11 protein-coding genes are annotated in these 11,234 nt (G+C 60.8%); 3 read left to right on the forward strand and 8 right to left on the reverse strand.

Going from position 1 to position 11,234, the window contains the following annotated elements:
• Nucleotides 1-62 precede the first annotated feature (62 nt).
• Nucleotides 63-1,442 carry a penicillin-binding protein activator gene (locus tag ABHV46_RS02640; protein WP_438382588.1) on the reverse strand — a complete coding sequence of 460 codons (1,380 nt, stop codon included), beginning with the start codon at nt 1,440-1,442 and terminating at the stop codon, nt 63-65.
• Between ABHV46_RS02640 and rsmI the strand changes: the two genes are divergently transcribed.
• Nucleotides 1,427-2,371 (forward strand): 16S rRNA (cytidine(1402)-2'-O)-methyltransferase, encoded by a 945-nt coding sequence (rsmI, locus tag ABHV46_RS02645; RefSeq protein WP_438382589.1) that lies wholly within the window; start codon nt 1,427-1,429, stop codon nt 2,369-2,371. The two genes, ABHV46_RS02640 and rsmI, sit on opposite strands and share 16 nt — an antisense overlap.
• A 34-nt stretch (nt 2,372-2,405) precedes the next feature.
• Here the strand turns inward: rsmI and ABHV46_RS02650 are convergent, their stop codons facing one another.
• From ABHV46_RS02650 to ABHV46_RS02660, 3 genes are read right to left on the reverse strand one after another with little or no spacing between them, the layout of a single operon-like run.
• Nucleotides 2,406-3,029, reverse strand: a complete 624-nt coding sequence (locus tag ABHV46_RS02650) for a LolA family protein (RefSeq protein WP_438382590.1) — start codon at nt 3,027-3,029, stop codon at nt 2,406-2,408.
• Between the two features lie 10 nt (nt 3,030-3,039).
• Nucleotides 3,040-4,422 carry a glutamate--cysteine ligase gene (locus ABHV46_RS02655; RefSeq protein WP_438382591.1) on the reverse strand — a complete coding sequence of 461 codons (1,383 nt, stop codon included), beginning with the start codon at nt 4,420-4,422 and terminating at the stop codon, nt 3,040-3,042.
• A gap of 55 nt (nt 4,423-4,477) precedes the next feature.
• The gene (locus tag ABHV46_RS02660; protein WP_438382592.1) at nt 4,478-5,194 is read right to left on the reverse strand and encodes a 16S rRNA (uracil(1498)-N(3))-methyltransferase; all 717 of its coding nucleotides are present in this window, start codon (nt 5,192-5,194) and stop codon (nt 4,478-4,480) included.
• Between the two features lie 78 nt (nt 5,195-5,272).
• On the opposite strand from ABHV46_RS02660, the gene ubiA reads away from it, so the two are divergent.
• Nucleotides 5,273-6,190: a 4-hydroxybenzoate octaprenyltransferase gene (gene ubiA, locus ABHV46_RS02665; RefSeq protein WP_438384190.1), complete on the forward strand. Its 918-nt coding sequence runs from the start codon at nt 5,273-5,275 to the stop codon at nt 6,188-6,190.
• Nucleotides 6,187-6,849, forward strand: a complete 663-nt coding sequence (locus ABHV46_RS02670; protein WP_438382593.1) for a class I SAM-dependent methyltransferase — start codon at nt 6,187-6,189, stop codon at nt 6,847-6,849. Before ubiA ends, ABHV46_RS02670 begins: the two co-directional genes overlap by 4 nt.
• Before the next feature lie 396 nt (nt 6,850-7,245).
• Here the strand turns inward: ABHV46_RS02670 and ABHV46_RS02675 are convergent, their stop codons facing one another.
• The 4 genes from ABHV46_RS02675 to ABHV46_RS02690 all read right to left on the reverse strand — a co-directional run bounded on the left by ABHV46_RS02675 (nt 7,246) and on the right by ABHV46_RS02690 (nt 10,960).
• On the reverse strand, nt 7,246-8,226 hold the full coding sequence (locus tag ABHV46_RS02675) for a DNA polymerase beta superfamily protein (protein WP_438382594.1): 981 nt from the start codon (nt 8,224-8,226) through the stop codon (nt 7,246-7,248).
• The gene (locus ABHV46_RS02680) at nt 8,223-8,747 is read right to left on the reverse strand and encodes an HD domain-containing protein (RefSeq protein WP_438382595.1); all 525 of its coding nucleotides are present in this window, start codon (nt 8,745-8,747) and stop codon (nt 8,223-8,225) included. The genes ABHV46_RS02675 and ABHV46_RS02680 overlap by 4 nt, the downstream gene beginning before the upstream one ends.
• A 95-nt stretch (nt 8,748-8,842) precedes the next feature.
• Nucleotides 8,843-10,207 carry an MFS transporter gene (locus ABHV46_RS02685; RefSeq protein WP_438382596.1) on the reverse strand — a complete coding sequence of 455 codons (1,365 nt, stop codon included), beginning with the start codon at nt 10,205-10,207 and terminating at the stop codon, nt 8,843-8,845.
• 3 nt (nt 10,208-10,210) lie between these two features.
• A complete protein-coding gene (locus tag ABHV46_RS02690; protein WP_438382597.1) occupies nt 10,211-10,960 on the reverse strand; it encodes a dienelactone hydrolase family protein in 750 nt (249 codons plus the stop codon).
• Nucleotides 10,961-11,234 lie beyond the last annotated feature (274 nt).

Consider the following 11,234-nt stretch of genomic DNA (forward strand, 5'->3'; position numbering starts at 1 on the left):
CTCGCTTATCGCCCCCAATTGATATCAGGGGCGATGAGATGGCGATGAAGGCCCTGAGACTGTCAGGGCGCGTTGCGCAGCAGTCTTCTCGGCGCAGCAGAGGCCATCTTCACCCCCCCGCCCGGCAGGATTTCGAACACCGCAAGCCCACGGGACACAGTCCCGTCGGGCTGAAGCACGAAAGTACCGTCCGATCCTGCGAACCCGTCAGGTCTGAGAAGTGATTTCTGCGAGAACCCATCGGGATTCTGACTAAGCACGGCCGCCATGGTCGCCGTGTCATAGGCTACGTTGGCCAGCACCGACGGCGCGTAGCCGTAACGGCTGCGATAGCGCTGAACGAAATCGGTACGCGATGACGGATCGGGAGCCGCGAACCAGCCGCCCTGCAAAGCGCCGAGCTTCGCTGCAAAGGCACTCCATAGAGCCGGTCCGAGAATGCGCGTCTGGTGCGGATCGACAGAAGCCTGTTTGAGCCCGTCGATGACAGTCGCCAGTTGCAGGCCAGTGTCTCCGAGCAAAAGCGCGTCGAAAGGCGGCGGTGGCAGAGCGATCGGTCCCGGGGCTGCCTGAGGGGGTGCACCACCGGGGGTTGCAGGCGTCATGGCCGGGCGGGTTGGCGTCGATGGCGAGACAGGAGCCTCTGCCGCACCGAGCGGATTGACCGCGTCAGGCTCTTCCTGCTTTGCAGCGTCAGCCTGCTGCGTCACCTGCCCCTGACGGAATTGCAAATTGGCGAGCGTCTTCAGCCCGCCCGTGATCGAATCGGGAACATCGGTGTGAAAGACGATCTGCGGTGCGGCCAGTCCCTTTGCCGTACAGGCTTTGAGAAGCGCGTCACCGAGCGCATGACCGAGCGCATTATCGGGAAGAAAAGCGGCGAAGGTCTTGCGGCCTTCCTGTGCTGCGGCATCGACGAGACGCTCGATCTGCTGCTCAACCGTCACGCCCATGACCCACACACCCGGCCTGGCCTGCGCCTGATCGCTGGTATAGGCAAATTCGGGAATATTCGCGGGCTGCGTGATAGCGGCCACCGCCGCCGTCTGCGGCGCGGTGAGCGGCCCGAGAACGACCATATCGCCTTGATCGATCGCCGCGCGGGCAGCGCCTTCAGCCGTCTGCCCCTGAGCGTCGGTATCGCGAATATCGAGGGTCACACCATGACCTTCGGGCACAGCGATATGAGCGGCATTGGCCATCTGCTGGCCAAGCTTGCCGAAACGCCCCGTGAGCGGCAGCAGCAGACCGATCTTCTTGTTTGTATCCTGCTTAGCCGCGCCAGAGGGCGCACTGATGGGAGGGGCCGTCTCTGGCCCGCTACAGGCATTCAGGGCGAGCAGCGCGACACCGGCCAGTGCGCAAACCTTGCATGCAGAGGCCGACCTGAGCGATGTGAAGGAAACCACGCGCTGACGGGGACCGAATGTCCGACTTACCATCTTGCACCCATACTCCTGTTGACGATTCGACCCTTGATGGTCCGCAGCATGCTTATGACACTTCCTCCAGTTCTGCGACCCTTGCGGCAGGTAGCCTCACACTGGTCGCAACGCCCATCGGCAATCTGGGCGATATCAGCGCCCGCGCCATCGCCACGCTGAACGCGGCAGATGTCATTCTCTGCGAAGACACGCGGGTAACAGCGAAACTGCTCAAAACCTATAATGTTTCCACACCGACACAAATTCTTCACGATCATAATGAAGAGGGCCGCATTCCCGGCCTGCTTAGTCGGCTGCAATCGGGAGCGAGAATGGCGCTGGTCTCCGATGCGGGAACGCCTCTGGTATCCGATCCGGGCTTTCGACTGGCCCGCGCCGCCATAGCCGAAGGGCTGAACGTTGGCGCGGTACCCGGCCCGAATGCGGCAACGCTCGCGCTTACGCTATCGGGCCTGCCACCTCACCCCTATCTTTTCAGCGGTTTCGCCGCATCGCGATCTTCGGCTCGACGTAGCCAGTTTGCCGTATTACGCGCCGCAGAGCAGGCAGGATTCAGTGCGACCCTCATCTGGTATGAGGCGCCCCACCGGCTGCTGGATATGATCGAGGATCTGATCGCCGTGTTCGGTGCCGACCGTCAGGCAGCGGTTGCACGCGAACTCACCAAGCGTTTCGAAGAAGTCAGACGCGGCACGCTGACCGAACTCCAGACCCATTTCACCCAGACCGCGCCACGTGGCGAAATTACCGTTCTGGTGGGGCCTTTCGAAGGCGACTCAGCCCCTTCGGAAGAGGATCTGGATTCACGCCTGCGTTCGGCGCTGAAGACACATTCCGTCAAGGACGCCGCAGCCCTTGTCGCCGGGGCCATCAACCTGCCAAAGCGCGTCGTCTATGCCCGCGCCCTTGAACTCGGGAAGGAATAAACTGTCACCCGGCGTCAAGCCGAGAAAGGCGCGGTCAGTCCTGCTCTTTGGGCAGGACGAAAAGCGAGTCCGGCAGGCTGGGATTGGAAGCCACATCGAAAAGATCGATCTGCGTCTCGCGTCCCTGTGCGTCCTTCACCACCCATGAGCGCAACGTCAGCGGCGTGTCGGCGAAGATGAGCGTCAGACTGCCCTCCGAGGGCGTTGCCGTGCGCACGAGAGTGACCTGAACCAGCCCCTTGTCGTGCTGGAACCCGGTGACGGTCACATCTCCCGACAGACGCAGATCAGGGCGCAGCAACAGGCCGAGCGGCGTACGGTCGAGCGGCAGGGTCGTGACCTGGCCCAGTTCGCGATCCTGATAGACGATCTGCCCCTGATTGGCGACGAGCAGTAGCGGGCTTGGCTTGTCATAATCGAAACGCATGCGCCCTGGACGATCCAGCCAGGCCGTGCCCGTCGAGCGACCACCATCCGGCGCAATCTGCTGAAAACGCGCCTTTATGGCATGAATGCCGTTCAGCGCATCCTGAACGCGGGCGATCCAGCCCGCATCGGCCGGTCGCAGCACGACAGGCTTGGCCTGTGCCATGACCGGCATCGGCGTGAGAAGAAGACCGGCCAGACCGGTGAGCAGGCAGGCAGAGCGCAAAGTCATGGCCGATCCGTCAGATAGCAGCTTCGTTGAAAATAAATCGGACATCGCCCTGCCAATCCCCATGGTAGCGCGCGAGCCAATGCTCGGCCTGGGTCTTCGCACCATCGGCGATGGCCTTAAGCGGGGCCAGATAGATTTCCTCACCGAGCTTTCGCGCAACCAGCCCCTGCTCAGCCAGCGCGATCACCCGCTTCGCGAGGGCGCGCAGCCCACCGGGGAAGGCGGCATCCATGGCTTTTTCCGGCACTGCGGCGCGCAGGGCGCGATAGCTTGCCCAATCCTGCTCGCGCACCAGCGCCTCCGCTGCGGCGAGGGTCGCCGGATCATAGAGCAGCCCGACCCAGAGAGCCGATTGCGCCAGCATCATCGCCGGACTACCGGCATCGGCACCGCGCATTTCTAGGAACTGCTTGAGCCTGACATCGGGGAAAGCGGTCGTAAGGTGATCTTCGAAATCGCCCATCGTAGGCGTCAACCCGGCCAATGCCGGCTGCGCCTTGCCGGCAAGCCAGTCACGAAACGACGCCCCGGCTACGTCGCGTATCTCGCCATCGCGCATGACGAAATACATCGGCACATCGAGCGCCCAGTCGACATACTGTTCGAACCCGAAACCGTCTTCGAAACAGCAGGCTGGCATGCCCGAGCGCGCGTTATCGGTATCGGTCCAGACATGCGCCCGGTTCGAGAGCAATCCATTGGGCTTGCCCTCGTAAAAGGGCGAGTTTGCAAACAGGGCGGTGGCTATAGGCTGAAGCGCCAGCGAAACGCGCATCTTGCGCGCCATGTCGTCTTCGGAGCCGAAATCGAGATTGACCTGCACCGTGCAGGTGCGTGTCATCATATCGAGACCGAGCGTCCCCACCTGTGGCATGTAACGGCGCATGATGGCGTAGCGGCTTTTGGGCATGAGCGGCATGGCGTCACGCGACCAGAGAGGCTGGAAGCCGAGAGGCGCGAAACCGAGCCCGAGCGCCTTTGCAGGCGCGCGCAGATCCGCAAAATGCCCGTCCATCTCGGCTTTGGTCTCGTGCAGATCGGCTGTCGGGCGGCCTGAAAGCTCGAACTGACCTGCCGGTTCGAGCGACACCGATTCCCCTTTATGGGCGCCCTGCCCCTTCAGGCCGATAAGCTTGCCGTGGTCCTCGATCGACTCCCATGCACTTCCATCGCCCTTGAAGCGATGCAGCAGCGATTCGATGCCGTCCGGTGTGTAGGCAGGCGGGCTATAGGCCTCACGCCCGGATTGATCGTCAGGCAGAACAAAGCCGAATTTCTCGTGCTCGGTGCCGATACGCCAGGAAGCTTGCGGCTTCGCGCCATCGGCAAGAAGCGTGACGAGCTGAGCCTTGCTCTCGATGGGCGTGTCGTTCAGGTCACCTGGATTGGACATGGGCGTTACTGGAGCCTCAGGGGATTTCTGGAAAAAGAAACTGATGAGTTTCGTCCTATATGGACTGCGAAGTGCGAAACGCCAACTGGGCAAGACCTGCAACAACTGCCGTATCTGCCCGAAGAATGCGTTTTCCGAGCGAAATCGGAATAATCGCGTCATGCTTGTTCAACAGACGGCGCTCTGTTTCTGAAAACCCCCCCTCCGGCCCAATGAGAAGCGCATATTCGCCCGGCAACTGCGCAACGTTCGCACACTCATGTCGTTCCAGCGCGGCAAAGAGCGGACGGTCGACCTCCCATTCAGTCAGCAGCTGCGGCAGAGGCCTGAGCGGGTCGATCTGGGGAATATCGAGGCGCTCGCATTGCTCTGCCGCCTCTATGGCGATGGCGCGAAAACGCTCGGCATTGATCCTGTGGGTATTGGTCCGCTCGGTGATGACGGGACAGAATCGCGTCACGCCCATCTCTGTTCCCATACGCAGAACGAGATCGGTCGCATCGCGCTTGAGCGGGGCGAAAACCAGCACCGGCCCGACCGTTGGTTCGGGAGGTCTGACCTGAGCGGCCAGCATCGCCAGTCCCCTGTCCTTGCGCTGGATTTCCAGACGCGCTTCCCATTCTCCCGCCACTTCATTGAAGACATGCAGGATATCGCCATTTTGCAGGCGCAGCACGGTGGCCAGATAGCGCATCTGATCGGCGTCGAGCACGACCCCCTCGCCCTGTGGGGGAAAAGGCAGATCGAGATAAAGCCGGGGCGCGTCCTGCATGAGACCCTCTTGATGCGTGATTGACGTCTGTCCTTCATAGACGCAATGAACCGTCATGACGACATGGAGACCCGAATGATGCGCCAGGCCGCAGCCCATACCGATATACGCGCGCATGGCTGGGTTGCCCGTCTGCCTGAAGGATTACGGCCCTATATGCTGCTGGCCCGTCTGGACAGGCCTGTCGGCACATGGCTGCTTCTTCTGCCCGGAATCTGGGGCATCGAACTGGCCCAGGGTGCAACGCCTCTGCGCCGAGCGGCGCTGATCCTTCTTTTCGCGATCGGCTCTCTGGCGATGCGCTCCGCCGGGTGCGTCGTAAACGATATCTGGGATCGGAAGATCGACGCGCAGGTTGCCCGCACGGCAGGGCGCCCTCTGGCAAGCGGGCGCCTTTCGGTCAAACAGGCGCTCGCTGTTCTGGCAGCGTTGCTGATGATCGGCGCTCTGGTGCTCTTCCAGCTGCCGCTCATCTGCTGGGCGCTCGCCCCCCTCGCCTTGCTGCTGGTCGGGCTCTACCCGGCAGCCAAGCGTGTCACCTGGTGGCCACAACTTGTCATGGGTTTCACTTTCGGCTTCGGCGCGCCCATGGGCTATGCCGCGAGTGCAGAACGAGTCGATTGGGTCTGCGCCCTGCTCTATGCGGGCACGATCGTGTGGCAGCTCGGCTTCGACACGATCTATGGGTTTCAGGACATGGATGACGATGCCCGTATCGGCGTCCGCTCCACCTCGCGTCTCTGGGCTGCCAAGGCTCGGGGCTTCATCGCAAGCTGCTATGGCGGGGCGATCCTGCTTTTCGCTGCCGCCATGGCTCTGGGTCATCTGCACTGGCTTGCCTGGCCGATTGCGGCTCTTGCCTGCCTCATCCTGCTAACGCAGGTTACGCGGCTCGACATCCACAACCCAGCGCTCTGCCTGAAGCTGTTTCGTCAGAACGTGCCTTTCGGGCTTATCCTCGCCCTCGCCCTCATTCTCGGGCGCGAATTTGTATGAAAGACCCTGCTGCTTTCATCGCCAGCCAGACCGCCATCGAGACAGCGCCTCTCGTCTCGGAACTGCGCCTTCATCTGGCAACGGAAATCACGCCGATCTGGCAAGCCACCGAAGCGCATCTCGCCGAGCTGAATATCGAGCCCCCCTTCTGGGCCTTCGCCTGGCCGGGCAGCCAGCTTCTGGCACGATGGGTTCTCGACCATCCTGAAAGCGTGCGCGGCAAGCGAGTGCTCGATTTCGCCTGTGGCGGCGGTCTCGCCGGAATTGCCTGCGCCAAGGCTGGTGCGAGCGAGGTGCTGGTCAACGACATCGACCCGCTCGCGCTGCACGCCGCGCAACTCAACGCCTCACTGAACGGGCTGAGCGTGACCCCGCTCATCGGCGACCAGATCGGCACGATACCCGCCATCGACCTGCTGCTCTGCGGTGACGTCTGCTATAATCAGCAGATGGCTGACCGCATCATCCCGTGGCTGCGTCGCTGTGCGCAGAGTATGGAAGTCTGGATGGCCGATCCGGGACGCCCTTATGCGCCAAAGGACGGCATTGAAATCCTGATTTCAGCTACCCTGCCGACAACGATGGAACTGGAAGGCAAGACGGCAAGAGAGACGCGGCTATGCCGCATCTTGCCATGCGAGGATCGCAAACCGACGTAACCCGGCCCTCCGCCTCACACTTCGGAAAACGTCACTCTCTGATCGTTTTGAATGACCCAGATACCATGAGCGTTTGGAACCTCAAGTTCTATCGCTCTCTCGCCGGGGCCGATGAACCGGAAAAATTGACCATGATTGGGAAATAGATCCCTCATCAGTAAGATTCCGCTGGATGTTGCCGCCCCATTTAGCAAGTATTCTACAAATCCTACCTTATCTTTTCTTGAAAATTCCCGCATCTATGGCCGTCACGGGTCTTCATGACGCATCTACTTCCAGGGATCAGCTTATTTCCAAATATCACCTCAACCAGAACCATGCCCCACATTCTTCGCCGGATTTATGAGACAATGGAATACATAAGTTTATACTTATATGAAAATAGTGGAACTTTTATTACTTGAATAGTTTTTCTTTATAGCAGTCCATGATTATTTCATCTCGAAAAGCCTTATCATGCTCGGCACCCACCATTTTCGACGACGATGCGAGAGCCTCGATCTTTTGCATCAAGAGGTCGATTTCTTCCTTCACACTGTCGTCGTTCAGTTCCCCACATTTAATCGCCCGCAGATGCGCCGCCTCCGGGCGGGGGAAGGTGATATGGCCCGTGCTCAACAATTCCTGGGTCTGGTAGCCCACGCGTAAGGCGTGACTAAGTGCTTTTCCGTCTGAACCCTTGCTGGATGCTTTGGCACGGGCACCGTAACTCGCGGCAGCATGAGCCAGAAGCGCCTCCACATCGCCCAGCTTCGTCCTGAAAGGCGTCTTGCGCCCGGCGCAACTCAGATGCGCCACTCCCCCATCTGGACCCGGCTGATCGATCAAGACGATTTTAGTATGAACAAAATTCGAGGAGGCAATGAAGCCGCGCAGCCTTGCCTCGATATCTTCCAGACGACCAACACCCCCGTGGGAAACGCGCTCTTCCCTTATAAAGCGCGCCATCTGCGTCAATTCTGCCAGTCGCGCGCCACGTGCACCGTTGCGCTCAGCATGGGCACGGCAATAACCAAGAAAGCTCGCCGCACTCAGCCCAATCAGCGAGAGACGGGACTCTACGATGCGATGCCAGACCGGATGGACCACCCCCAACCAGAATTCGGGGGGCGTGAAGACCATATCGAGTGCGACGATCTGGCCCTGCCCTAGAAAATCGAGAAAGCGATGCAGCGCAAAGCCTGTTTCATCGACATCGCCCGCCTGATTACGTTCGCCGTGAAGCTTCTCACGCTGCGTCACCACAACATCCTGACAGGATTGCAGCAGGATATCGCGTGCTGAGGGCAGGAATACCGATTTGAGATCTGTATCCGACGCCGCTGTGTCGGTGCCGTAGAGATGCGAGCCCGCAACCATGCGAATAACGGGCGTCATGGCCGCGATTTCTCCCACCCGTCCAGAACCTCGCCAAGTTCGCGATGAAGCCTGCGATCCCCCTTGGTCAGAAGTGGCACGAGTTGCTTCATCTCTCGCAGGAATGTGATGGCAAAATCCTTGTCGTGACGAATGATCGAGCGGGCATTATCCAGCAGATCTGCCAGTTTGATCGTCTGCCCCTCGGCGCTGGCGCGCGCGGAGTGTGCGCGATCAATCGCCTTGCGCGCTTCGCGATTGCCGTCTTCGGGGCGGCTGATATCGGTCAGCATTTCGACAAGGCTCCCGACATCGGGGCCAAAAACAGAATTGATCTCAGCCTGAGTTACGGGCGTGTCCTCGACGACGTCATGAAGCCAGGCCGCCGCCACAGCCTCGGGCCGACCGCCAGCGGTCGCCACGATCAGCGCAACCGCCTCGGGATGGACGATATAATCCTGCCCATTATATTTGCGCTTATGCCCGATAGAGGCGTGGGCTCTGGTCGCAAATATCTTCGCGCGACGCACAAGGCCGTTCATTTACTCTCTTCTTTCGTGCTCACCTGCCGGTCTTGCCCGGTGGAACGACCACCCTAACCCGGCAGCGGACGCGTTGGCGCCTCACAGCTGAGCGATCAGCGCTTCGGGCCGAGCCGTATCGTGCGCCCCAGGCTGAGCCCTGCCCCAAGCCAGGCGATGAACATGGCGCAGAGCAGGCAGAGAGTGGAGGCATGGGCGCTGAAGCGGAACACGCTCGCCACCAGCAACGCGCCCATGGTCTGCCCTCCCAGCCGGGCGACCGAAACGAGCCCGCTCGCGCTCCCTTCGCGGCCGCGCGGCGCGGCGAGCATCATGACGCGATTATTCGGGGGCTGGAACATGCCGAAGCCCGAACCCGCCAGCAAGGTGCGCCAGGCGATATCGAGATTGGAGGCATCGCTGGGCAGCGTCCAGAGCAGGGCGAAACCGCATCCTGTTATCGCAAGGCCTAGGCTCGAAAGCTGCGCTGCCGGAATTTTGTCCGTCCAGCGCCCTATCAGGAAAGACATGCCTGCCACTCCGACGGCCCAGGGGGTAATCAGAAACCCCGTCACGGTCACCGGCCGATGAAACACCGTTTCGAGCGTGAAAGGCATGGCGATGATGAAAAAATTCGAGGCGACGAACCCGGTCATGCCAACAATGAAAGCAATCAGGAAAGACGGCACACCGAGCAGATCGACCGGCACGACAGGCTCGCTACTGCCGCGCTGATGACGCAGCAGGGCTATCCAGCAGGCGATACCGACACCTGAGAGCGCCACGGCGGTAAACAGCCCGCCATGCACGAGATCGTCGATACCGATAACGGTGAACGTGAAGGCCGCGACGGTCAGGCAGATGGCGGCAGGATCGATCGCCCGCTCGGAACGCGGCGTGACCGGCAGGGCGAAGCTCGCCATGAGGAGTGCGAACAGCCCGAGCGGCACATTGATCCAGAAAATCCACGGCCAGTCAGCCACGGACATGACGAGAGAACCCACAGTCGGGCCGAGTGCCACCCCGGTGCCGATGATGAGACCGTTCAGGGCAAGCCCCTTGCCGAGCGCTTCCTTGGGATAAATGAACCTGATGAGCGCAATGGCCACGCTCATGATGCTGGCACCGCCCACACCCTGCAAGGCGCGGGCGAGAGCCAGTTCGAGCAGGCTGTGCGACAGCGCGCAAAGCACGGATGCCACCAGAAAAATCGCAATCCCTACCCTGCACATACGCGCAAAGCCGATGCGCGCACCGATGGAGGCCAGTGGCAGAAGCATCGACAGCGACGCGAGCTGATAGGCGTTGATCACCCAGATCGATTGCGAAGAGGCGATATGCAGATCATGGGCGATGCTCGGTAGAGCGACATTGGCTACCGCATAATCGAGAACCGACAACAGCACGGCGAGCGCCACGGCAAGCATCGCCTTGGCGCGCTCCCAGCCATAAAGCCCGTCACCGTGCTGCACATTGGCCATCGCTCAGGGCTGTGCCATGAAGACACGCTGAAACAGCGCATTGGTCCAGCTCATACCCTGCAGGAACAGTGCTGCGTCAAAGCGCGGTGCACCGTCGCGCAGAAAAGCGTGCTGGCCATCTACTTCGTGCCATTCGAGCGCCAGCTCGGCCTGCTCCAGCGCGTCGCGGATCTGACGCCTTCCCTCATAGGGAACATGCGGGTCGTGACGCCCCCAGACCATCATGATCTCACCCCCGATTTCGGAAGCACGGGCGAGCGTACCATCATGGCGCTCACCGCCCAGCGTGCCTGTATGCAGATCGGTCGCGTAGAAGCAGCCTGTCGCCTCGATGGCAGGGTTGAGCGCCGCACGAAAAGCAAGATGCCCGCCCAGGCAGACACCGAAAGCGCCGAAGCGACCGCTGCACGCCTCATGACCGCGCAGCCAGTCGATGAGCGCGACATTGTCGCTGTCAAACTGCCCGACCGGCTTCGTGTATTTCAGCTCGTTGCCACGATCCGTGCCGGGCTTGTCATAAGCCAGAACGCAGCCTGCCGCCTCATATTCGTGATAGACTTCGGGCACGGCCACCATATAGCCCTGACCGGCAATCATGGCTGCCAGACGCTCGATCGGGGCGGTTACCTGATAGATTTCGGAAAACAGCAGAATGGCCGGAAAGCGCCCCGCTTTCGTCGGGCGAAAAAGATGCACGCGCATCTTGCCGGTCGGAGTGTCGATATCCGCTTTCTCGTCGGTGCGAATCAGCATGCCAGATCTCCCTGCTCGGTCTGGGCGCCCTCAGCCCTTAAGAGATGAGACAAGTCACCCGATAAAAAGGGAAGCATGACGCGGCGCCAGAGGCGAAATGATCCTCGTGCATAATCCGGTTCGCGCCGGGGCGCCATGCCTGCACGGCATTGCGACTCGTTTCATGGCAGATGACGGCGTTGGATCGATCCAGATTTTTTCTCACACGAGTTGAGCCCTGACGCGGCTTGTAAGATTCCTGCCCAATATGTGAACATCCTAACCGTCGCAACAC

It is taken from the genome of Asaia sp. BMEF1, from assembly GCF_051628905.1.
In the GTDB taxonomy this organism is placed as follows: domain Bacteria; phylum Pseudomonadota; class Alphaproteobacteria; order Acetobacterales; family Acetobacteraceae; genus Asaia.

Bases quoted from the DNA above. Each gene is read 5' to 3' on its own strand.
- rsmI (WP_438382589.1), top strand. From the start codon at position 1,427: ATGTCCGACTTACCATCTTGCACCCATACTCCTGTTGACGATTCGACC.
- ABHV46_RS02640 (WP_438382588.1), bottom strand. From the start codon at position 1,442: ATGGTAAGTCGGACATTCGGTCCCCGTCAGCGCGTGGTTTCCTTCACA.
- ABHV46_RS02650 (WP_438382590.1), bottom strand. From the start codon at position 3,029: ATGACTTTGCGCTCTGCCTGCCTGCTCACCGGTCTGGCCGGTCTTCTT.
- ABHV46_RS02655 (WP_438382591.1), bottom strand. From the start codon at position 4,422: ATGTCCAATCCAGGTGACCTGAACGACACGCCCATCGAGAGCAAGGCT.
- ABHV46_RS02660 (WP_438382592.1), bottom strand. From the start codon at position 5,194: ATGCAGGACGCGCCCCGGCTTTATCTCGATCTGCCTTTTCCCCCACAG.
- ubiA (WP_438384190.1), top strand. From the start codon at position 5,273: ATGCGCCAGGCCGCAGCCCATACCGATATACGCGCGCATGGCTGGGTT.
- ABHV46_RS02670 (WP_438382593.1), top strand. From the start codon at position 6,187: ATGAAAGACCCTGCTGCTTTCATCGCCAGCCAGACCGCCATCGAGACA.
- ABHV46_RS02675 (WP_438382594.1), bottom strand. From the start codon at position 8,226: ATGACGCCCGTTATTCGCATGGTTGCGGGCTCGCATCTCTACGGCACC.
- ABHV46_RS02680 (WP_438382595.1), bottom strand. From the start codon at position 8,747: ATGAACGGCCTTGTGCGTCGCGCGAAGATATTTGCGACCAGAGCCCAC.
- ABHV46_RS02685 (WP_438382596.1), bottom strand. From the start codon at position 10,207: ATGGCCAATGTGCAGCACGGTGACGGGCTTTATGGCTGGGAGCGCGCC.
- ABHV46_RS02690 (WP_438382597.1), bottom strand. From the start codon at position 10,960: ATGCTGATTCGCACCGACGAGAAAGCGGATATCGACACTCCGACCGGC.